We start from the raw sequence: 24043 nt of genomic DNA, 5'->3' as shown, positions 1-24043 counted from the left end.
AAGAAGGCGTGAATAGCAACTGACATTACGTATAGGAAAGTTCAAACAGGTGGATGCACAGAAAGAGGAACCCGAAGAATATTTGCTGGCTAAAGCTTTGAAAGCGGAAATAGATACAATGAACCTTTTTCCAAAACCATTTGTTACTTGTTAATATAAGATATTATTCCGGAAATATTATATGATAACTTAAACTAACGCTATGACTTATGAATAAAAAAACAAGATTATGGTGCATAATCCTTTTTTCTTTTTTAGGCACATCGGTAGCAATGGCGCAGAAGTCAGAGAAAGACCGGCATTGGGTATGGGAACTCTATGGTGGCGCGAACAATTATATGACATGGGAAATAGAAACGGATGTCGTATATAAACCTTGGCGTTTTATTGGAGTTGGAGCAGGCTTTTTTTTACTCCTCCAATAGATGGAAATAAGACTTATTCTGGAGAAGCAAGAGATAAAAACTTGCGCTGGCAGATTGAGGAAAACCGTTTGATGTATTTGTTTGCGTTCCGGTCGGGAGTTTATCTGTATTCGCCTCCTGTTTATCTGAATCATGACCATGATGTGGCATTATCGTTTCGTGTGTCTCCTGGAGTTACCATTCCTTTGCCTCCCAATTTAAGTACTAGTGTAGATTATGTTCCGAAGGATGCGATTATCCATGTACCCGCCACTTCAGGAGAAGTCAGTAATTCGCATGCGAAGGCATGTTATTATCATGTGAGATTTGCTATGGCTTTGGAAGTGGAACGTGTATCGGTATTGCTTGGGTATACGACCTCCGATTATGATTTATACGGAGGAAGCCGTAATATGATAGTCGAAGGACAAAAAATAGAATTACCTCGAAAAAAGCAGGCAGGAACTTTCTTTATCGGGCTGACCTACGATTTCTGATACATATTGAAGAAAACAGGACCTCATAACCCCTTTTTATAAAAATACCCCCGCCATAAATTTTTATAGCGGGGGTAAATTATACATTATGGGAATTATCTGCGGTAGAAACGCAACTCATTTTCCAGACTTCTTACTTTATTTTGTAAATTTCGTATTTTTGTCAGCAAATGGCGGATAGCATCGATTCCTTCTATATTGATGGACAAGTCATAATATAAATGAGTATACCTTTCCAGTTCATTCAGCTGAGAAGCCGGAAAATAACTGGTATCATCTATTACTTCGATATCTATCAGACCGTCTTCACCCAGCATGAGGATGAAGTCGGGTTCGATATTGCAATGTGTGCAATAGTCGTTTATGATGATTAAATCGTTCTGCATAGTCGTACGGTTTTAAATTATCCTTGCTGCAACTGTCGGAACAGGTCTTTCTGCTTTTCCGTCAGTGTAGTAGGAATTGTTACATGATAAGTTACAATCAAATCGCCTGTGACGCCTTCCTGCTTGTATACAGGAAATCCTTTTCCTTTCAGACGAACTTTAGCGTCATTCTGAGTACCCGGACGAACTTTCAGTTTTACTTGTCCGTCTAATGTGTTGACTGTAACTTCACCTCCCAGTACGGCAGTGTATAAGTCGATTGTTACATCTGTGTACAAGTCATTTTCTTTCCGTTTAAAGACAGGGTCGTCAGGAATAACGAAAGTGATATACAAATCTCCGTCGGGTCCTCCGTTTGTTCCTTTACCTCCATGTCCCTTCAGTTTGATAACCTGACCGTCTGCTACTCCGGCTGGAACTGTAATACGTAATGTTTCACCGTTGATGCTGAATGTTTGTTTATGAGTGGTTGCAGCCTCACGTAGAGACAACTGTAGAGAAGCCTCAATATCTTGCCCTCTGAATCCGCCTCTTGCATTACGTCCTCTGCCGGCTCCATGCCCGAACAGTTCTTCGAAGAAATCAGAGAATCCACTGGCATTTCCACCAAATCCATGCATACCTTCTCCTCCGAATCCACTTGTAAAATGTTGTCCGTCGGTAGAATACCAATATTCACCGCCGTTACCTGTACCGCCTTGAGCACGATATGCTTGCTGTTGAGCTTCGAACTCGTCGGCGTGTTTCCAATTCTCCCCGTAAGCATCGTATTTCTTACGCTTTTCAGGGTCGCTCAGTACCTCGTTAGCTTCGTTTATCTCCTGAAACTTGTCCTTGGCCGTTGGGTCATTCGGATTTAAGTCCGGGTGGTATTTGCGAGCCAGCTTACGGTACGCTTTCTTGATTTCGTCTTGAGTTGCCGTTTTGTCAACTCCAAGAACTTTGTAATAGTCTATGTAAGCCATACAGTCTGTTTTTTTATTTGAGAATGAGGCAAAGAATGTGCCAGATAGTCCGTTTGTTAACAGACTTTTAACCATATTGAAAGGTATTTATCTTTTTGTGGGTTTTGCAGGTGGTAAAGTTCCATTATCTTTGTAGTTACTTATTGGATATACTATGAAAATGTGACATTTTGTCGTTTATATATCACTTAACCCGCTAGATTTATGATGAAACTATTTTCCAGTTTGATGCTTGTTCTTGCCTTAGGCGTTACAAGTCCTGCTTATGCTTCGCAAGACGGTGAAGTAACTTTGAAACTTATTGAAACGAGTGATGTGCACGGATGCTATTTCTCCTATGACTTTATAAGTATGAAGCCTCGCAAAGGAGGGCTGGCTTGTGTCAGTTCATTTGTAAAAGAACAGCGTGAGCAGTATGGAGATGGAGTTGTTCTGATGGATAATGGAGATATTTTACAAGGACAGCCCATTGCTTATTATTACAATTACATCGATACAACTTCTGTTCATGTAACTTCAGCGATGCTGAACTATATGAAATACGATGTAGGTACTATGGGAAATCATGATGTGGAGACTGGACATGCCGTGTACGACCGTTGGGTGAAACAGTGTGCTTTTCCTGTACTTGGGGCAAATATTGTGGACAATAAAACGGGAGAACCTTATCTTACTCCCTATAAAATAATCGAACGGAAAGGAGTAAAAATAGCAGTTTTAGGTATGATAACTCCTGCCATTCCTTCATGGCTTCCCGAACAGCTGTGGAACGGGCTGCATTTTGAAGACATGGAGGATTGCGCACGTAAATGGGTAAAGATTATCAAGGAAAAAGAGAATCCGGACGTTTTGATCGGATTATTTCATGCCGGACCTGAAGGTAATAAACTGGATAATGTTGTAGAGAATGGTTCGGGCGATGTAGCAAAAAATGTTCCGGGCTTCGATGTAGTATTTATGGGTCACGATCATGTGCGCCGGTGTGAGAAGATTGTCAATGTGGCAGGAGATTCTGTTTTACTCGTCGATCCTGCCAATGCGGCCAGATATGTTTCGGATGTTACAGTCAAAGTGACTAAAGCTGGAGGTAAGCTTGTGCGAAAATCTGTAGAGGGTGCTTTGGCAGATGTTTCCCGCTATGCTGCTGATGAGGATTTCATGCGGGAGTTTGCCGGACAATATCAGGCAACAGTCGACTTTGTATCTCGTAAGATTGGACGTATCGAAGAAACCATTACAACCAAAGATGCCTATTTGGGTCCTTCTGCATTTATCGATTTGCTTCATCAGTTGCAGCTTGATATTACGGGTGCCGATATATCTTTCTGTGCTCCTCTCTCGTTCTCAGCAGAAATCAAGAAAGGTGATATTTATATGAGTGATATGTTTAACTTGTATAAATACGAGAACCTGCTTTATACGATGAAGCTGACAGGTAAAGAAATCAAGGATTTTCTGGAAATGTCGTATGCTTTATGGACTAACCAGATGAAATCACCCGACGACCATTTAATGTTGTTTAATGAAGAAGATAAAGGGTTCGGCCGTTTCAAAAATCCAAGTTTCAATTTCGATTCGGCAGCAGGCATTATTTATACAGTGGATGTAACGAAACCTCAGGGTGAAAAAATCAAGATAGAAAGGATGGCAAACGGAGAGCCGTTTGATATGAATAAAACATATCAGGTAGCTGTTAATTCGTATCGTGGAAATGGTGGGGGAGATTTGCTGACAAAAGGTGCTGGTATTCCCAAGGCAGAACTGGCAAAACGTATCGTATACTCCACGGATAAAGATTTACGTTTTTATCTGATGAAACGGATAGAAGAAGTAAAAGTTCTCGATCCGAAGCCGCTGAATCAGTGGAAATTTATTCCGGAAGACTGGACTGTACCTGCATCGAAAAGAGATTATGATATTTTGTTTGGAGAGAAAAAAGCTGTGGAATGATACCTTGAGGGTGAAACTGAAATGAAATTTAATTCCGGAGAGCCTGAACTCATTCATTCTCTGATGATTTTGGTTGAAGAAGAGGGACGGAATTAGTATTTTACCGAAGTGTTCAGAGATTTATGGGCATGAATGACACAAAATATGCTGATATTTATCATAAAATATCAGCATATTTTTTATAAAGATGCTGTTCTTTTTTTTATCCTTCTGTAAATAGAAAAATGAAAAAAAATCTTATCGTTGAAAAAAATATCATTTTCATTTTGCAAGTTGAAATAAAACCGTAAATTTGCATCGCTTTTCATAAACAAATTATCGCCGAAATAACTCAGTTGGTAGAGTAACTCATTCGTAATGAGTAAGTCGCGGGTTCGAGTCCCGCTTTCGGCTCTTCAGAAAAAGAGATATACTGAAAATAAAAAGTATATCTCTTTTTATTTTTCTTTACCTCTTTTGAACTCTGTGTGATTTGATAAATGGTTATAAAAAATACTTTTTGTATTGCTATTTTAAACAATTTGTCCTAATTTTGCTGTCAAAATATTATAACTGATACATTTGTTACAACATGAAATATTCTTTTATATCGGCAGAAGAAGCTGCCGCCAGTATTCATAATGGAAACACGATAGGCATAGGAGGCTTCTCGTCTGTGGGAACACCTAAGGCTGTTCCGGCTGCTTTGGCCGTTTATGCCGAAAAACTACACAGTGAAGTTAAAGAGTTTAAAGTTGGACTTATAACCGGAGGAGCTACCGGAAGTCAAGTTGATTCTGCATTGGTACAGGCACATGCCGTAGCTTTTCGTACTCCTTTTCAGTCGAATAAAGAAATGCGTAATGCTATCAATGCAGGAGAAGTACAGTATTATGACGTGCATCTTTCGCAGATAGGTCAGGATGTACGTTACGGTTTTCTGGGAGATATAGATGTAGCTATTGTTGAGGCATCCGACATCACAGAAGAAGGAGATATTGTGCTTAGTACATCGGTCGGAATTTCTCCTACCTTGATACAGGTTGCCCATAAAGTTATTATTGAGTTAAACGAAGCCCATGCCAGCAAGTTGACCGGAATGCATGATATCTATATTCCTGATGCTCCACCATACCGAAGAGAGATTCCGATTTATCGGGTAAATGATCGCGCAGGAAGTATCAGTGTAAGGGTTAATCCGGAAAAGGTTGTAGGAGTGGTTCGCACGAATGAACGAGATCGGATAGCAGCTTTTACTCCACTGAATGATACTACTAGTCGGATTGGGCAGAATGTTGCAGATTTTCTTTTGGGAGAATATCAGCGGGGAGCCATACCACGAGAATTTCTGCCATTGCAGTCAGGGGTAGGTAATATAGCTAATGCTGTGTTAGGGGCATTGGGAGCCGATAAAAAACTCCCGGCATTTTCCATGTATACGGAAGTCATTCAAAATTCAGTTATCGATCTGATGATGCAAGAGCGCATCCGTTTTGTTGCCGGAAGTTCGTTGACATTGTCTGATGACCGTCTGGATATGCTTTACGATAATATTGACGTGATGAAAGAAAGAGTCTTGTTGCGTCCGCAGGAGATAACCAATCATCCCGAAATGATTCGTCGTTTGGGAATAATAGCGGTCAATACAGCCCTGGAAGCAGATATATTTGGCAATGTCAACAGTACACATGTCTTAGGCAGCAAGATGATGAATGGAATTGGAGGTTCGGCCGATTTTGCACGAAATGCCTATCTCTCCATATTTACTACTCCTTCTACGGCTAAAGATGGACTTATTTCATCGATTGTTCCTCATGTTTCGCATGTGGACAGTACTGAACATGATGTACGCATCTTGGTTACCGAGCAAGGCGTTGCCGATTTGCGTGGCAAGTCACCTTCACAGCGTGCACGTTGTATCATTGAAAACTGTGCTCATCCTGATTATAAAGAGCTGCTTTGGGATTATCTGAAGCTTTCGGAAGGAAAAAGATGTCATACTCCTATGTCATTGCGTAATGCACTGAAGATGCATATAGCGTTTGCTGAAACAGGAGATATGCGGAATACAAAGTTTGAAATGTAATGCTTTATAAAAAATACGGCATTTGTTCCATCAGAGGACAAATGCCGTATACTGTATTTTAGAATTCGAATTTCTCTATCTTCATTTCAGCCAGTTCTTCTATCTGTGGAACCAGTGTCATAAAGTGAGGAGTATGTTCATGAGCTGACAATGCTTCTGCATCTTTCCATGTTTCGCAAATCATCAGTACATCGTGGCGAGTTGCACTTTCGAATACATCGTAAGCAATACAGCCTTTATCTTTTTGAGATGCTGTTACAAGTTCTTTAGCAGCAACGAGTACTGCTTCACGTTTTTCTTCTTTTACTCTGATAAATACGTTTAGTCTGATCATAATATTGTATATATTTATATTGAATTATTATTTGCCTGAAACAGGCAGTTCTTTTTTTAAACAAATATAAAAGGCGAAAGATTATGATATTTGGATATCTTAACTTTTCGCCCTTTACTTACTCCTTATTTATATTGTCTGTATTACCATTCTACAAACTTACCTCTTGCTCTACGCTCTTTCAAGATAGCTACAAGACGTTTGTTCTTTGATGACGCGATATATTTACGTCCGAAGATATTAGGAATAGCAACACCTAACGCAATACACATAATAACCAGTCCTGAGTTTACACCACTTTCGATAGCCTTCATCAGCGGGGTAACTTGATCGATTGACTGAACGTTCATATTGATTAAACCGAACAGCATGCGATACATCAATACTCCCGGAATCATAGGGATGACAGATGGGATGGTTAGCACATGGTTGGGCACATGGAACCAGTGTACGGCTTTAATTGCAATTAAGCTAACCAATACAGAACCGGCAAACGAACCGATAACCAGACCCATATCCAGACCAATGTTGTCTGTGCTTGGTCCAAGGTTTACGAAATTACGGGTACATACAGCGAGTATTCCTCCTATAGCTACTACCCATAATAACCGGCGTTGGATATTGAAGATCATAGAGAAGCCCATGGCCGAGATAGCTGCGGCAAGTGCATATTCCCAATAAGCGTGGTGAGGAACCATACTGATAGTTGGGAAGAAGTCGGCGATGCTACATAATTTTACAGCAAAGGCAATACCGAATGCCATAGCTGCCACCATTAACAAGGTATTGACAGCACGTACGATACCTACTTGTATGTAATTGTCGAGCATATCGTCTACAAAGTTAATCAATGGAACCCCCGGCACGATGAACAGTGCGCATGCCAGCAACGGATGCCACGGAGTATTAGTCCATTCGGCAGGAAGGAAGGTAGAGGCCCATGCTATCATAGTAGCAATGAATGCAGAAATGGCAATACCCATATAATGATTCAAGCCCGACTCGTTACATTTCTGTCTTACGCGCATACCGATAATAGCGGCAATAGACGCATATAAGAATGCCATCCAGTCGCAACCGAACTGAATACAGAATCCTCCACAGGCAAAACCTGCTCCGATAGCGACTTGCAGGGGAGTATAATTACGCTTCTTGGTACGTATTTTCTCTAGCTCTTCTTCATACTGGTCGAGCGTGTAGTCATTTTCTATAGCTCTCCATGAGAGTTTGCTCACTTCAGAAATAGCAGTCATGTTTACGCCATGTCCTTCGATTCGCTGGAATTTTGTAAACGAATAATCGCCGTCACTTACATTCACCATCAGCATGGTGAAACTTACGTTAATGTGCAACTTTTCTTCGGGAATACCTAAATAAGCTGCTGTACGCTTCATGTTTCTCACAATTCGATTGGTATCAGCCAAACTCTCTACCAAAAGTTTTCCTGTACGAAGCAAAAGATCAACTCGCCGGTGCAACTGCTGGTCGTGAACCTTTACAGTAGTTTCTAAATGTTCCTCTAATATCATTTTGTTTAAAGATTTTTTTCGGATGCAAAGTTAGCAAAAATATTATTCAGAGGCGAGCTTTCCCGTTCTGAAAGCATGAAAAAGATAGGAAAAACATCATGGGAATCTGAATGTTGGTGTTGATTCTTTTAGAAAAGAACGAGGAAAATATTTTGCATGTTTCTTTTTATAGGGAGATAGGAGAAGAGAAAATGGGGAATAAAAATGTGGCTTGATTGTGGATAATTTCCACAACTTATCAGAAAAATCCTCAACTTCTGTTTATATTCGTTTGTCATGATGCTCTGATTTTCAATATACAAAAATATTTTCGTACCTTTGGCACAAGTATTGCCCTTGTTCCTATGGCATCTAATAATAAAAAAATCAAAAAGAAAGTATGAAACGTTTTTTGACAAGGAAAGAATTAAAGTTAAAAAAGAAGCAGAGTATTTATGCTGCAATCGGCATCGTCATTATCATTGCACTTTATTTGTTTCTCACACGAGAAAAGCATGTTGAGCCTGAAGCTCCTATAGTTTGTGTTGCTCCTGTTCAGCAACAGGATGTAGAATTGTATGGAGAATACGTAGGCCGTATTCGTGCGCAACAATTCGTCGAGGTCCGTGCCCGTGTGGAAGGTTTCCTTGAACAGATGTTATTTGCCGAGGGTACATATGTAAAACGTAATCAGGTACTTTTTGTTATCAATCAAGACCAGTATCGTGCCAAAGCCGATAAGGTACGTGCGCAGTTGAAGAAAGATGAGGCTCAGGCCCGTAAGGCTGAACGTGACCTGGAACGTATCCGGCCATTGTATCAGCAGAATGCTGCCAGCCAGCTTGACCTTGATAATGCTGTAGCTGCATACGAAACGGCTGTGGCCAGTGTTGGTATGAGCCGTGCTGATCTGGATCAGGCAGAACTTGAATTGGGATATACGATTGTTCGTTCTCCTATTTCCGGTCAGATAAGTGAAAGACACGTCGATTTGGGAACTTTAGTAGGCGGAAGCGGTAAATCGTTGCTTGCTACTATCGTGAAAAGTGATACAGTGCTTGTCGATTTCAGTATGACGGCACTCGATTATCTGAAAAGTAAGGAGCGTAATGTTACATTGGGACAGAAAGATTCTACTCGCTCATGGCAGCCTACTGTTACTATTACTTTGCCCGACAACAGTGTATACGAACAGAAAGGTGTAGTAGATTTTGCGGAGCCTCAGGTTAATCCGAAAACCGGAACATTCTCCGTACGTGCAGAAATGGCAAATCCTGAGCATGTTCTTTTGCCGGGACAGTTTACCAAGGTAAAACTTTTGCTTGATGTACGTGAAAATGCTACCGTTGTTCCACAAAAATCATTGATTATAGAAAAGGGTGGAGCCTATGTTTTCGTAATGCGCCGTGACTCTACTGTAGAAAAGCGTTTTATCGAACTTGGACCTGAATTCCAGAATAATATGGTAGTAGAAAGAGGACTTGCACCGGGAGAAATGATTGTAACTGAAGGTTACCACAAACTGACTCCGGGACTGAAAGTCCGTGTAGGTGAGGCTCCGAAGGCAGAGTCGGAAGAGCAGAAAGAGGATTAACCATATTAACCCATTAAACTTTACGATTCATGAAAGTGAGTTTCTTTATCGACAGACCGGTCTTTTCGGCTGTCATCTCTATATTAATAGTTATTGTGGGTATTATCGGACTGCAAATGTTGCCGATAGACCAGTACCCTCAAATCACTCCTCCGGTAGTGAAGATCAGTGCATCTTATCCGGGTGCAAGTGCCGTGACTGTATCGCAGGCTGTTGCTACACCGATAGAGCAGGAACTTAACGGTACTCCTGGTATGCTTTATATGGAGTCGAACAGCTCCAACTCAGGAGGTTTCTCGGCAACTGTAACATTCGATATTTCAGCAGATCCTGATTTGGCTGCGGTAGAAATACAGAACCGTATCAAGCTGGCGGAATCGAGTCTTCCTGCCGAAGTTGTCCAAAATGGTATTTCGGTGGAAAAACAGGCAGCCAGCCAGTTGATGACCATCTGTCTTCGTTCGGATGATCCGAAGTTTGACGAAATTTATTTGAGTAACTTTGCGACAATCAATGTGCTCGACTTGCTTCGTCGTGTGCCTGGAGTAGGACGTGTGTCAAATATCGGTAGCCGCTATTACGCGATGCAGATATGGGTAGATCCGGCCAAACTGGCTAATTTTGGACTGACTGTACAGGATGTTCAGAATGCTTTAAAAGACCAGAACCGTGAGTCGGCAGCTGGTGTGCTGGGACAGCAGCCGGTCAGCGGATTGGATATTACCATCCCTATAACGGCTCAGGGCCGTCTTTCTACGGTTAGCCAATTCGAAGAAATCGTGCTTCGTGCCAATGCCGACGGTTCGCTTATCCGTATGCGTGATGTTGCACGCGTTTCGCTTGAAGCTTCCTCGTATACTACGGAGAGTGGTATAAACGGAGGTAATGCGGCTGTATTGGGTATTTACATGTTGCCTGGTGCAAACGCAATGGATGTAGCAGAAAAAGTAAAGGAAACGATGGAGGAAATCAGTAAGAATTTCCCCGAAGGATTGCAGTATGAGATACCGTTTGATATAACGACATATATTTCAGAATCTATTCATGAGGTATATAAAACCTTGTTCGAGGCATTGGTTCTGGTTATTATCGTGGTATTCCTTTCTCTGCAAAGCTGGCGTGCAACGGTTATCCCGATTGTGGCTGTGCCCATCTCCTTGATCGGAACATTCGGCTTCATGCTTATATTCGGCTTCTCGCTTAATATGCTTACTTTGCTGGGATTGATTCTTGCCATCGGTATTGTGGTGGACGATGCCATTGTGGTAGTAGAAAATGTTGAACGTATCATGGAAGAAGAGAAGCTCAGTCCATATGAAGCTACTAAGAAAGCTATGGACGGACTGACAGGTGCTTTGATTGCAACTTCAATGGTTCTTGCAGCAGTATTCGTTCCGGTAAGTTTCCTGTCAGGTATTACAGGTCAGCTGTATCGCCAGTTCAGTGTGACTATTGCCGTATCTGTAATCCTTTCTACTGTTGTAGCATTGACTTTGAGCCCGGTAATGTGTTCGCTCATTTTGAAGCCAACCGATCCTAATAAGCCGAAAAATCGTGTGTTTACATTCATCAATAAATGGCTTGCTATTGGAAATACTAAATATGTAGCAGGTATAAAGCGAGTTGTTAAACATCCGCGTCGGGTGATAGTCGGTTTCGGTATCGTAATTATATGTATATTTATGTTCCACCGTCTGGTTCCTACCAGCTTCCTTCCTACTGAAGATCAGGGATTCTTTACTGTAGAGCTTGAACTTCCGGAAGGTACTACACTGGAAAGAACCCGTGAGGTAACCGACAGAGCTGTAGCTTTCCTGATGAAAGATCCGTCTGTAGAATATGTTCAGAACGTTACCGGTAGTAGTCCGCGTGTAGGAACCAGTCAGGCCCGCAGTCAGCTTACCGTGATACTGAAAGAATGGAAACAGCGAGATGATACAACTATCGGACAAATCATGCAGGATGTTCAGGATGAACTGAAGCAGTATCCTGAGTGCAAGGTCTATTTGTCTACTCCTCCTGTTATTCCGGGGTTGGGTACTTCAGGTGGTTTCGAAATGCAGCTTGAGGCTCGTGGAGATGCAACTTATGATGATCTGGTTCGTGCTACCGATACATTGATGTATTATGCTTCGCAACGTAAGGAGTTTGCGGGACTTTCTACTTCGTTGCAGGCTGAAATACCTCAGTTGTATTTCGATGTTGACCGTGATAAAGTCAAATTGTCGGGAGTGCCGATGGCAGATGTCTTCTCTACCATGAAAGCTTATACAGGTTCGGTATATGTGAACGACTTTAATATGTTCAACCGTATTTATCGTGTATATATTCAGGCTGAGGCCCCTTATCGTGAGCACCGTGACAATATCGGCTTGTATTTCGTGAGAGGAAGTGACGGCGATATGATTCCGCTGACTTCACTGGGTACAACCGATTATACGACTGGTCCGGGTAGTATTAAGCGATTCAATATGTTTAATACTTCCATTATTCGCGGTACGGCAGCCAATGGCGCCAGCTCCGGACAGGTAATGGAGATTCTGGAACAGATTGCACGCGAAAAACTTCCAAGTAACATTGGTGTTGAGTGGAGTGGACTTTCTTATCAGGAAAAGCAGGCGGGAGGTCAGACCGGAGCCATTATCGCATTGGTATTCTTGTTCGTATTTTTGTTCCTTGCTGCACTGTATGAAAGTTGGAGTATTCCTATTGCCGTGCTTATTTCACTTCCGGTAGCTGTGCTTGGAGCGTACGCCGGCGTAGCTTTATGTGGATTGGAAAATGATACCTATTTCCAGATTGGTTTGGTTATGTTGATTGGTCTGGCAGCCAAGAATGCCATTTTGATTGTTGAGTTTGCCAAAGAGGAAGTAGATAATGGAAAAGATCTGGTGGAAGCAGCTTTGCATGCAGCTCATCTTCGTTTCCGTCCTATCCTGATGACATCACTGGCTTTCATTCTGGGTATGGTTCCTATGGTTATTGCAACCGGACCGGGTTCGGCCAGCCGTCAAGCTATCGGAACGGGTGTATTCTTTGGTATGATTGTCGCCGTAACGGTAGGTATCTTGCTTGTGCCTTTCTTCTTTGTGATGATTTATAAGGCGAAAAACAAGCTGAAAACAAAAAAAGCTAATTAACAAAACCTGAAACGTATGAAACGAACGAAATATACTTATCGCTTTTTATACATGCTGACAACTCTGTTGTTTTTGGGCAGTTGTCAGTTGGGCAAACATTATACTCGTCCGAAACTGGACTTGCCCGAAACGCTCGACAGCATGAGTGTAGACACTGTTTCCATCGGAGATTATCCGTGGGAACAGCTCTACACCGATACGACCTTGCAAGGATTGATACGTAAGACCTTGTCGTATAATAAAGATATGCTGATAGCCGCAGCGCGTGTTAAGGAGTTGGCTGCAATGAAACGCATTGATTATGCAAATATGTTCCCGGCAGTCGGTGCAAAGGTGTATGCTGAGAAGGAAGCAGAAAATTATGGAGGCAATCATTATAAATCCGGTTATGAGATTGATGCCAAGGCTTCTGTTTCGTGGGAGCTTGATTTATGGGGCAATCTTCGTTGGGCACGCGATAAGAGTCTTGCCGAATTTGTGGGATCTGTCGAAAATCAGCGTGCGCTTCGTATGAGTCTGGTTGCACAGGTTGCTCAGGCTTACTTTGAGCTGGTTGCGTTGGATAATGAATTGTCTATCGTGCAAAAGACAGTAGATGCTCGTCGGGAAAGTTTGCATTTGGCGCGCGTGCGTTACGAAGGTGGACTGACTTCTGAAACTGCTTTTCGTCAGGCACAGGTGGAGTTGGCACGAACAGCAACATTGGTTCCTGATTTGGAGCGTAAGATTTCTCTGAAAGAAAATGAAATTGCATTTTTGAGTGGCGAATATCCACATCATATCAAACGTTCGGTGTTGCCCGAAGATGTTATGCTTTCTGCCAGTTTACCTGTAGGTTTGCCTTCAGCACTGCTGGAGCGCCGGCCGGATATCCGTCAGGCAGAGCAGGCTGTCATTGCTGCAAATGCTGCGGTAGGAGTGGCTTTTACCAATTTGTTCCCTCGCATAACATTGACTGCTACTTATGGCAGCGAGAGTGCTGCATTGAGTGATGTACTGAAATCGCCTTACCATTTGTTGAGTGCTAACATTCTGCAACCGATTTTTGCTATGGGAAAGAATCGTGCGATGCTGAAAGCAAAGAAGGCAGCTTGCGAACAAGCAGCTTATGCATACGAAAAAGCTGTACTGAATGCCTTTAAAGATGCTTATAATGCCATAGCCGAATTTAATAAGATAAAGGAAATCTATGAAACTCGTCTGCGTCTTGAACAGGCATCGAAAAGTACTCTTGACCTTGCACAGCTTCAATATCTGAACGGAGTTATCGGTTATATGGATTTGCTGGATGCACAACGTGGATATCTGGACGCTCAGATAGGTTTGAGTAATGCCGTACGCGACAAGCAGATTAGTATGGTAAATCTTTATAAAGCACTTGGAGGAGGCTGGCAAGAATAACCTGTATGACCTGTTTTTTACAGTTGGGAGATAAGTTTTTAAAAAAGATGTAGATTATTTTAAGAAACATATTCGAAATATGCCAATAAATCTTTATCTTTGCATCCCGAATTGTGATGTACCCTAATGTGTAGTTTAGTGAAACAGGTAAAGAAAAAAGGTTTTACTCCGGATTCGAGATTGCAGAATTTGATTCAGGCAGTGGTGGAAAACAGAGGTCTTTTCGGGATTTTGTTTTCCTCGAAGCTTTCCTTTTTTCTGAATAATGCTACATTAGGCATTACTCATTCTGATTTTTTCTTTTGTAAGATTTTAAGCAAATGCGTTAATAATAAAAATACCTGGAATTACTTTTCAGTAAGTTCAGGTATTTTTGTATATATAGAGTAGCCAACTAAACGATACGAAATAATATGGAACCGCTAAAGCATGAATGTGGAGTAGCGATGATTCGCTTGCTGAAACCACTAGAGTATTATCAGGAAAAGTATGGCACGTGGATGTACGGGCTTAATAAGTTGTATTTGCTGATGGAAAAACAGCATAATCGCGGTCAGGAAGCTGCGGGGCTTGCGTGTGTAAAACTTCAGGCTGATCCGGGAGAGGAATATATGTTCCGCGAAAGAGGATTGGGAGCTGGAGCCATTACTGAAATATTCGGAACGGTACACAGCTATTTCAAAGATCTTACAGCCGAACAGCTTCATGATGCTGAATATGCGAAAAAGTGCTTGCCCTTTGCCGGAGAGCTCTATATGGGACACTTACGTTATTCTACAACAGGAAAGAGTGGTATTTCGTATGTACATCCTTTTCTGCGTCGCAATAACTGGCGTGCCAAGAATCTTGCTTTGTGCGGAAACTTCAATCTGACAAATGTGGATGAAATATTCGCCGACATTACTGCCTTCGGACAGCATCCTCGTAAATATGCCGATACATATATCATGTTGGAACAGGTGGGACATCGCCTGGACCGTGAAGTGGAGCGTCTTTACAATGAGTGTAAGGCTGAAGGGCTGGAGGGTATGGATATTACACATGCTATTGAAGACCGTATTGATTTGACTAACGTATTGAAGACATCCAGTCCGAAGTGGGATGGAGGTTATGTGATATGTGGGCTGACTGGTAGCGGTGAAAGTTTTGCTGTACGTGATCCATGGGGCATCCGTCCGGGATTCTGGTATATGGATGAAGAAATCATGGTGCTGGCATCCGAACGTCCGGTTATACAGACAGCATTGAATGTGCCGGCTGACAGTATTCATGAGTTACTGCCCGGACAAGCTATTCTGGTAGACAAAAAGGGAGAAATGCGTCTGGCTCAAATCAATGAGCCGAAAGAAAAGAAGGCTTGTTCGTTCGAACGGATTTATTTCAGTCGAGGAAGTGATATCGATATTTACCGCGAACGTAAACTGTTGGGTAAGAAACTGGTTAATCCGATACTGAAGGCAATAGACTACGATGTAGTACATACCGTATTCTCTTTTATACCGAATACAGCAGAAGTTGCCTTTTATGGAATGCTGGAAGGTTTCGATAACTATCTGAATGAACTGAAAGTGCAGCGTATTGAGGCCCTGGGACACAAGCCGAGTCATACAGAATTGGAGCAGATTCTGTCACAGCGTATACGTAGTGAGAAAGTTGCAATCAAGGATATCAAATTGCGTACTTTCATTGCTGAAGGAAATACACGTAATGACCTTGCTACACATGTGTACGATATAACTTATGGCAGCTTGATTCCTTATGAAGACAATCTGGTTATTATAGACGACAGTATCGTACGTGGTACTACCTTGAAGCAGAGTATTATCAGCATACTCGACCGTCTTCATCCGAAGAAAATTGTGATTGTATCTTCTTCTCCACAGGTGCGCTATCCTGATTATTACGGTATTGATATGGCAAGTATGGAACAGTTTATTGCTTTCAAGGCCGCGATAGCATTGCTTGAAGAGAGAGGAATGCAGCATGTGATAGAAGAAGCATACCGTAAGTCGAAAGCACAGCTTGGACTTCCGAAGGAAGAGATGGTGAATTACGTGAAAGAAATTTATGCTCCATTCACCGACGAAGAAATTTCTGCCAAGATGGTACAATTGCTGACTCCGGCTGGCACACAGGCAAAGGTTGAAATCGTATATCAGACACTTGATGGATTGCACGAGGCATGTCCGGCACATTTAGGTGACTGGTACTTCAGCGGTGATTATCCGACATCGGGTGGAGTGAAACTCGTCAATCAGGCATTTATCAATTACGTAGAAGAGATTTATCAGTTCTGAAACGTTACAGAACGAAGTCGCTAGCTGTTTTGGTGCCTTTATATAAAGAAGAAAAACAATATTAAAGAAAACGATATAGATAGAAAATGAGAAATGTTACATTAATCCTCGACGACGGGAGCCGCTTTCATGGCAAGTCGTTCGGTTATGAGAAGCCGGTAGCCGGTGAAGTTGTGTTCAACACCGCAATGACCGGTTATCCGGAAAGCTTGACCGATCCTTCGTATGCAGGTCAGTTAATGACGCTGACTTATCCGCTGGTGGGCAATTATGGAGTTCCTCCTTTCACAATCGAAGCAAACGGTCTGCCTACTTTTATGGAGAGTGAAAAGATTCATGCCGAAGCGATTATTGTAAGCGACTACAGTGAAAAGTATTCTCACTGGAATGCGGTAGAGAGCTTGGGTGACTGGTTAAAGCGTGAACAGATTCCTGGTATTACAGGTATTGATACACGTGAGCTGACCAAGGTATTGCGTGAACATGGTGTGATGATGGGAAAAATCGTTTTCGATGATGAACCAGACAATGTTCCTGAAGCAACTTATGCGGGAGTAAATTACGTAGATAAGGTGTCATGCAAGGAAGTAATCCGTTACAACGAAGGTGAAGGCAAGAAGAAAGTCGTTCTTGTGGACTGTGGCGTGAAATCGAATATCATCCGCTGTTTGTTGAAACGTGATGTAGAGATTATCCGCGTACCTTGGAACTACGATTTCAATTCGCTTGAGTTCGACGGGCTGTTCATTTCAAATGGACCGGGTGACCCTGATACTTGTGATGCTGCTGTACAGAACATTCGTAAAGCTATGCAAAATGAAAAGCTGCCTATTTTCGGAATCTGTATGGGTAACCAGTTGCTTTCGAAAGCAGGAGGAGCAAAAATTTACAAATTGAAATACGGTCACCGCAGCCATAACCAGCCGGTTCGCATGGTAGGAACAGAAAAATGTTTCATTACTTCACAGAACCACGGTTATGCCGTAGACAATAATACACTAGGAGCCGACTGGGAACCTTTGTTTATCAATATGAATGATGGTTCTAACGAAGGAATCCGCCACAAGAAGAACCCTTGGTTCTCTGCACAGTTCCACCCGGAAGCTGCCAGCGGTCCTACCGATACAGAGTTCCTGTTCGACGAGTTTGTAAAGTTGCTGTAATCCATTAAAAACAAAAGAAAACAATGAAAGAAAATATAAAGAAAGTATTATTGTTAGGTTCCGGAGCTTTGAAAATCGGTGAAGCTGGTGAGTTCGACTATTCAGGTTCGCAGGCACTTAAGGCGTTGAAGGAAGAAGGTATTGAAACTATCCTGATAAATCCGAACATTGCTACCGTACAAACTTCGGAAGGCGTGGCAGACAAAATCTATTTCTTGCCTGTTACTCCGTATTTCGTAGAGAAAGTTATTGCCAAAGAACGTCCTGATGGCGTATTATTGTCATTCGGTGGCCAGACAGCCTTGAATTGCGGTGTTGCTCTTTACAAGGCAGGAATATTCGAGAAATACAATGCACGTGTACTCGGTACTCCGGTACAGGCTATCATGGATACAGAAGACCGTGAACTGTTCGTTCAGAAGTTGGATGAAATCAATGTAAAGACCATCAAGAGTGAAGCTGTTGAAAACATCGAAGACGCTCGCCGTGCTGCCAAAGAACTGGGTTATCCGGTTATCATCCGTGCGGCATATGCACTGGGAGGTCTGGGATCTGGTTTCTGCGATAACGAAGAAGAACTGAACGTACTGGCTGAAAAAGCATTCTCTTTCTCTCCGCAGGTTTTGGTAGAAAAGAGCTTGAAAGGCTGGAAGGAAGTAGAATACGAAGTAGTACGCGACCGTTTCGACAACTGTATTACAGTATGTAACATGGAAAACTTCGACCCGCTGGGTATTCATACCGGTGAGTCTATCGTAATAGCTCCTTCACAGACACTGACAAACAGTGAATATCACAAACTTCGTGAACTTGCAATCCGTATTATCCGTCACATCGGTATCGTAGGAGAATGTAACGTTCAGTATGCGTTCGACCCCGAATCGGAAGACTATCGTGTAATCGAAGTAAACGCTCGTCTGAGCCGTTCTTCAGCTTTGGCTTCTAAAGCAACCGGTTATCCGTTGGCTTTCGTTGCTGCCAAGTTGGGTCTGGGTTACGGTTTGTTCGATTTGAAGAACTCGGTTACTAAAACAACTTCTGCATTCTTCGAGCCGGCACTGGACTATGTAGTATGTAAAATCCCTCGCTGGGACTTAGGTAAGTTCCACGGAGTAGACCGTGAGCTGGGCTCAAGCATGAAGTCTGTCGGCGAAGTGATGGCTATCGGCCGTACATTCGAAGAAGCCATCCAGAAAGGTCTTCGTATGATTGGTCAGGGCATGCACGGTTTCGTGGAAAACAAGGAGCTGGTTATCGAAGACATCGACAAAGCACTGCGCGAACCGACTGACAAACGTATCTTCGTCATCTCAAAGGCTATGCGTGCAGGCTACACAGTAGACCAGATTCATGACCTCACCAAGATTGACAAGTGGTTCCTCGACAAGCTGATGAACATCATGCAGACTTCGAAGGAACTTCACGAATGGGGCAACAACCACAAGCTGCTGTCACAGCTTCCAAACGATTTGCTGTACAAGGCAAAACGTCAGGGATTCTCCGATTTCCAGGTTGCACGTGCTATCGGTTACGAAGGAGAAATGGAAGATGCTATCATCGATGTCCGTAACCACCGTAAGAGTGTAGGCATCGTGCCGGTAGTAAAACAGATTGACACGCTGGCAGCCGAATATCCGGCACAGACCAACTACCTGTACCTGACTTACAGCGGCGTGGCCAACGATGTACACTATTTGGGCGACCACAAGAGTATCGTCGTACTGGGTTCAGGTGCTTACCGTATCGGTTCATCCGTAGAGTTTGACTGGTGCGGTGTTCAGGCGCTGAATACTATCCGCAAAGAAGGATACCGTTCGGTTATGATCAACTATAACCCTGAAACAGTATCTACCGATTACGATATGTGCGACCGTCTGTACTTCGACGAACTGACATTCGAACGTGTAATGGATATCCTCGATTTGGAAAATCCTCATGGCGTTATCGTGTCAACCGGAGGACAGATACCAAACAACCTGGCACTTCGTCTGGATGCTCAGAAAGTAAATATCCTGGGAACTTCTGCCAAGAGCATCGACAATGCTGAAGACCGCGACAAGTTCTCGGCTATGCTCGACCGCATCGGTGTAGACCAGCCTGAATGGAGCGCTCTGACTTCAATGGAAGATATCAACGCCTTTATACAGAAAGTTGGATTCCCTGTATTGGTTCGTCCGTCGTACGTGCTTTCAGGAGCAGCCATGAACGTATGTTCTAATCAGGAAGAGCTGGAACGCTTCTTGCAGCTGGCAGCCAATGTATCGAAGAAACATCCGGTTGTTGTAAGCCAGTTCATCGAACATGCCAAAGAAGTAGAAATGGACGCTGTAGCACAAAACGGAGAAATCGTAGCATATGCTATCAGCGAACACATTGAGTTTGCCGGAGTTCACTCAGGAGATGCAACTATCCAGTTCCCGCCACAGAAACTGTATGTAGAAACAGTTCGCCGTATCAAGCGCATTTCTCGTCAGATTGCTAAAGAACTGAATATCTCTGGTCCGTTCAACATTCAGTTCCTTGCCCGTGAAAACGATATCAAGGTAATCGAATGTAACCTGCGTGCCAGCCGTTCGTTCCCGTTTGTGAGCAAGGTATTGAAGATAAACTTCATTGAACTTGCAACAAAGGTTATGCTTGGCTTGCCGGTAGAAAAACCAGAAAAGAACTTGTTCGAACTCGATTACGTTGGAATCAAGGCAAGTCAGTTCTCATTCAACCGTTTGCAGAAAGCAGACCCTGTATTGGGAGTCGACATGGCTTCAACCGGAGAAGTAGGATGTATCGGTGAAGATACTTCGTGTGCTGTACTGAAATCAATGCTTTCAGTAGGTTACCGCATTCCGGAAAAGAATATCCTGATGTCAACCGGTACACCAAAGCAGAAAGTAGAAATGCTGAAAGCTGCTCAGGAGCTGAAGGCAAAAGGTTACAATATCTTTGCAACAGGCGGAACATCAAAATTCCTTGCCGAAAACGGAATAGAGAATACCCGCGTATACTGGCCGAGCGAAGAAGGACATCCGCAGGCATTGGAAATGCTGCATAAGAAAGAGATCGACATGGTAGTAAATATCCCGCGTGACCTTTCTGCCGGAGAACTCGATAACGGTTATAAGATTCGCCGTGCAGCAGTCGACCTGAATATTCCTCTGGTAACAAATGCACGTCTGGCAAGTGCCTTTATCCATGCATTCTGCACGATGACTATCGACGATATCGCTATCAAGAGCTGGGACGAATATAAATAATCCTGCCTCTTGATAAAATAAATATTACTTAAGCGCCGCTTCGGAAAGGTAAAAGTTTCCGGGTGGCGCTTTTTCTTTAAAAAGGCTGTTTCCTCGTGTCAGGATTCAGCCTTTTGTTGTTCCTTTACGCATTTTTTAATGATATCTATGTAAGTATATTCCCGAACGAGCGACTAAATAAAGTAAAAAACATGTAGAAACCAGATGTTGTATGAATAAAACCCTGCAACAAGAAAAAGACTTTCTCCTGCTGATTGAGTCGCACAAACGAGTCATTTATAAAGTCTGTTACATGTATGCAACCGACGATGAACTATTGAACGACTTGTATCAGGAAATAGTAATGAACCTTTGGCGCGCCTATCCCAGTTTTCGTGGCGAAAGCTCTCCAGTCACGTGGATATACCGCATCAGCCTGAACACATGCATTTCGTACCGGCGGAAATCAAAACATCAGATTCAGGCTGTAACCTTACCGGTCAATTTCGAAGCTTTTGCCGAAGACGACGGAAACAAATCGTCGCAATTGCGTGAGCTTTACCGGTTGATACACGCACTCAATCCACTGGAACGGGCACTTATCCTGCTTTGGCTGGAAGAAAGAAGCTACGATGAAATAGCCCGGATAGTGGGAATATCGAAAAACAATGTCGGTGTCCGTCTGAACCGTATCCGTGAAAAACTGAAAAATATGTCGAACCAATAAATGTCTGCTTTATGGAACTTGAAGAACTGAAAAATCAATGGAACTTGCTTAGTGAACAACTGAAGAAGAATGAAATCATCAATCATGAAGCGATAAAAAGAATGATAGAAAAACGTACCCTGAGCGCTCGCGACCGTCTGATAGGGGCCAATGTTATTGCCGTTTTTGTACTTACAGGCATGCTGTTTCTGTTTCCGCTAGCAGCTACCCGAGTAATTATCAGACAAGAACTTCTCTGGATGTTCTACATCGTGTTTCCACTCCTCATTCTATATTCACTATGGAACATACATGTATTGTATAAATTCAATCTGGCTACCCGTACCTTACTCGAACTCCACCGTTGGGTATTATCCTATAAGCGCGGGCTTCGCATAGAAATCTGGTGTACTCCTTTCCTTACACTGGGACTTTTTATCTCTGTTTTCCTTATTCATCACCACTACCGCAATCTGCTTATGGTTGTTTTCGATATCCTGATGCTGTCTGTGGGGATGATGGCAGGATATATATGTTATCGCTATGTAGATAAACGTTCGGTAGATGAAATAGAGCAAGGAATGAAAGACTTGCAGGACCTGGAGTAGGTTAAATACATCAGAAAAACAGGATAGTTGGCAGTGTTGTCGGATTGCCGGGCAACATTGCCAAAACCATTGCTGAAGTTTTATGAAAAACATGCTGAATTTTTGCTAGAACTTTGTACAAACTTTTTGGAAGTTTGTACGAAAGATAAAATAATTTGTACAAATAAATGACATAATTTGTACATCTTTTCCGAAACATATGCTGAAGACTTTGGGAAATGATAGACGGAAGATTGTGGGTCAGTAGAAATTTAGTGGGGATTATTTTTTATACTCGTAAAGTATTGCTTACTTCGCATTATGAAAAACGATTATTTGAATATGCTAGCCAGCCTCGTGTTGCCGGCTCAGATATTAGATTACTTTCTTATCTCTGGAGTTGAACAAACCTCTCAAGAGATTCATATTAGTCTGGATGAAAAGATGAATTCCAAGTTAAGCAATGACGAACATTTTGAATCCAAAGGTTTTATGGAAGCTGTTAATGTGACAGACTTTCCCATACGGGACCATAAGGTAATCCTCAAGATCAGACGTCGTCGTTGGACGGACTTGCGCACAGGTAAAAGTTTCAGTATTCCCATCGACCTCGATGTTGTAGCCAAGGGAACCAGATACTCCAAAGAATTTGGGGCTTTTTTAAAAGAAACGTATGGAGACATCCCCAGTGACCTGCCGTACGCTTGAGGAATTCTATCATATAGATGGTCATACATTTGAAAAACAGTACAAGGAGGTTCTCAGCGGATATCGTAATTGGGAACAGTTATCCCATGCCGGTGAATGGATGCTGTTTCCGGAAAATATGGGACCGTATCTGGCGATTGACGAGACCTCACTCTCCAACGGTGAACTTTACACCTTTGTAACCAACCGTGATGCCTGTACGAGAGAGTGCTCCCTGGTAGCTGTCGTGGCAGGAACTAAATCAGAGGATGTAATAGCTGTACTGCAACGAATTGACGAGGAAAGCCGTTATGCCGTTAAAGAAGTGACACTTGACCTTTCAGACTCCATGCGCAAGATTGTACGGACTGCATTTCCTGAAGCCAGCCGTGTGATAGACCGTTTTCACATTCAGAGATTAGCTTGTGATGCTGTGCAGGAATTACGCATCAAACACCGTTGGGATGCCATACAGCAGGCCAATGAGGAAATGGAAGAAGCTAAGCGGAAGAACGAAGATTATGTCCCATACCGATATTCCAATGGCGATACCCGTAGGGAATTACTTATACGCTCCCGGTATCTGCTTTTCAAGTCAGCTGATAAATGGACAGAAAAACAGAAGCAAAGGGCAGCAATCCTATTTGAGGAATACCCTGACATCAAAAAGGCATACGGTTTGTGCCATTCCCTGCGGATGATTTTCTCTAAGAACACCATAAAGGACGCTGCACGTCTGGCTATGGCACGATGGTATAATAAAGTAGAAGAAGCAGGGATGCATTCTTTTAATGTCATTGCTGCTACTTTCTATGAGCACTATGATGAAATACTGAATTTCTACAACCATCGTTCTTCAAATGCGATGGCAGAATCGTTCAATGCAAAAATTAAACTGTTCAGAGCAAATCTAAGAGGAGTAGCTGATAAGAAGTTCTTTTTATTCCGCATTGCGAAGCTATATGCGTATCCCCACTAAATTTCTACTGACCCAAGATTGTGCCCTTATTATCAAAAAGAAAGCGACCTTCGAAAAAAGACCGCTTTAAATGTTTTCACAACGGAATAATCCTTATTGTGATTTGCTTCAATTTAGATAATACAAATATAGCAGATATAATTCATATCA

The 24043-nt window shown here is 42.6% G+C and carries 18 protein-coding genes and 1 tRNA gene; 15 read left to right on the top strand and 4 right to left on the bottom strand.

Features of this window, described 5'->3' with window-relative positions; genetic code table 11:
• Positions 1–229 precede the first annotated feature (229 nt).
• The gene (locus ACDG22_RS15045) at positions 230–373 is read left to right on the top strand and encodes a hypothetical protein (RefSeq protein WP_270212730.1); all 144 of its coding nucleotides are present in this window, start codon (positions 230–232) and stop codon (positions 371–373) included.
• A gap of 3 nt (positions 374–376) precedes the next feature.
• The gene (locus ACDG22_RS15040; RefSeq protein WP_270244090.1) at positions 377–901 is read left to right on the top strand and encodes a hypothetical protein; all 525 of its coding nucleotides are present in this window, start codon (positions 377–379) and stop codon (positions 899–901) included.
• Positions 902–996: 95 nt separating this feature from the next.
• Here the strand turns inward: ACDG22_RS15040 and ACDG22_RS15035 are convergent, their stop codons facing one another.
• Positions 997–1287, bottom strand: a complete 291-nt coding sequence (locus ACDG22_RS15035; protein ID WP_022124915.1) for a chaperone modulator CbpM — start codon at positions 1285–1287, stop codon at positions 997–999.
• A 17-nt stretch (positions 1288–1304) separates the two neighbouring features.
• The gene (locus ACDG22_RS15030; RefSeq protein WP_204460180.1) at positions 1305–2252 is read right to left on the bottom strand and encodes a DnaJ C-terminal domain-containing protein; all 948 of its coding nucleotides are present in this window, start codon (positions 2250–2252) and stop codon (positions 1305–1307) included.
• 228 nt (positions 2253–2480) lie between these two features.
• On the opposite strand from ACDG22_RS15030, the gene ACDG22_RS15025 reads away from it, so the two are divergent.
• From ACDG22_RS15025 to ACDG22_RS15015, 3 genes are all read left to right on the top strand, one after another.
• A complete protein-coding gene (locus ACDG22_RS15025) occupies positions 2481–4202 on the top strand; it encodes a bifunctional metallophosphatase/5'-nucleotidase (protein ID WP_270212732.1) in 1722 nt (573 codons plus the stop codon).
• Positions 4203–4522: 320 nt separating this feature from the next.
• Positions 4523–4595, top strand: a tRNA-Thr gene (locus tag ACDG22_RS15020).
• Between the two features lie 178 nt (positions 4596–4773).
• Positions 4774–6267: a succinate CoA transferase gene (locus ACDG22_RS15015; protein WP_270230898.1), complete on the top strand. Its 1494-nt coding sequence runs from the start codon at positions 4774–4776 to the stop codon at positions 6265–6267.
• 58 nt (positions 6268–6325) lie between these two features.
• Here the strand turns inward: ACDG22_RS15015 and ACDG22_RS15010 are convergent, their stop codons facing one another.
• On the bottom strand, positions 6326–6601 hold the full coding sequence (locus ACDG22_RS15010; RefSeq protein ID WP_007565215.1) for a putative quinol monooxygenase: 276 nt from the start codon (positions 6599–6601) through the stop codon (positions 6326–6328).
• 143 nt (positions 6602–6744) lie between these two features.
• On the bottom strand, positions 6745–8130 hold the full coding sequence (locus tag ACDG22_RS15005; protein ID WP_178269862.1) for a threonine/serine exporter family protein: 1386 nt from the start codon (positions 8128–8130) through the stop codon (positions 6745–6747).
• A gap of 379 nt (positions 8131–8509) precedes the next feature.
• Between ACDG22_RS15005 and ACDG22_RS15000 the strand changes: the two genes are divergently transcribed.
• From ACDG22_RS15000 to ACDG22_RS14955, 10 genes are all read left to right on the top strand, one after another.
• Complete coding sequence (locus tag ACDG22_RS15000; RefSeq protein ID WP_007565210.1) at positions 8510–9703, top strand: efflux RND transporter periplasmic adaptor subunit; 1194 nt, start codon at positions 8510–8512, stop codon at positions 9701–9703.
• A 29-nt stretch (positions 9704–9732) separates the two neighbouring features.
• The gene (locus ACDG22_RS14995) at positions 9733–12843 is read left to right on the top strand and encodes an efflux RND transporter permease subunit (protein WP_007565208.1); all 3111 of its coding nucleotides are present in this window, start codon (positions 9733–9735) and stop codon (positions 12841–12843) included.
• 15 nt (positions 12844–12858) lie between these two features.
• Positions 12859–14244 carry an efflux transporter outer membrane subunit gene (locus tag ACDG22_RS14990; protein ID WP_178269863.1) on the top strand — a complete coding sequence of 462 codons (1386 nt, stop codon included), beginning with the start codon at positions 12859–12861 and terminating at the stop codon, positions 14242–14244.
• A 413-nt stretch (positions 14245–14657) separates the two neighbouring features.
• The gene (locus tag ACDG22_RS14985) at positions 14658–16541 is read left to right on the top strand and encodes an amidophosphoribosyltransferase (protein ID WP_007565203.1); all 1884 of its coding nucleotides are present in this window, start codon (positions 14658–14660) and stop codon (positions 16539–16541) included.
• An 86-nt stretch (positions 16542–16627) separates the two neighbouring features.
• Entirely contained in the window at positions 16628–17704 is a 1077-nt protein-coding gene (gene carA / locus ACDG22_RS14980) for a glutamine-hydrolyzing carbamoyl-phosphate synthase small subunit (RefSeq protein ID WP_007565201.1), read from the top strand.
• Between the two features lie 23 nt (positions 17705–17727).
• A complete protein-coding gene (gene carB / locus ACDG22_RS14975) occupies positions 17728–20955 on the top strand; it encodes a carbamoyl-phosphate synthase (glutamine-hydrolyzing) large subunit (protein ID WP_007565199.1) in 3228 nt (1075 codons plus the stop codon).
• Between the two features lie 211 nt (positions 20956–21166).
• On the top strand, positions 21167–21661 hold the full coding sequence (locus tag ACDG22_RS14970; RefSeq protein ID WP_270230900.1) for an RNA polymerase sigma factor: 495 nt from the start codon (positions 21167–21169) through the stop codon (positions 21659–21661).
• Between the two features lie 11 nt (positions 21662–21672).
• A complete protein-coding gene (locus ACDG22_RS14965) occupies positions 21673–22248 on the top strand; it encodes a hypothetical protein (RefSeq protein WP_178269864.1) in 576 nt (191 codons plus the stop codon).
• Positions 22249–22548: 300 nt separating this feature from the next.
• The gene (locus tag ACDG22_RS14960; RefSeq protein WP_007565224.1) at positions 22549–22935 is read left to right on the top strand and encodes an ISAon1 family transposase N-terminal region protein; all 387 of its coding nucleotides are present in this window, start codon (positions 22549–22551) and stop codon (positions 22933–22935) included.
• Positions 22901–23893 (top strand): ISAon1 family transposase, encoded by a 993-nt coding sequence (locus ACDG22_RS14955; RefSeq protein ID WP_155162804.1) that lies wholly within the window; start codon positions 22901–22903, stop codon positions 23891–23893. Before ACDG22_RS14960 ends, ACDG22_RS14955 begins: the two co-directional genes overlap by 35 nt.
• Positions 23894–24043: the final 150 nt, after the last annotated feature.

It is taken from the genome of Phocaeicola coprocola (assembly GCF_041333015.1).
GTDB lineage: Bacteria > Bacteroidota > Bacteroidia > Bacteroidales > Bacteroidaceae > Phocaeicola > Phocaeicola coprocola.
The sequence above is the reverse complement of the archived record's forward strand: the minus strand, read 5'-3'. Positions and strand labels throughout refer to the sequence as shown.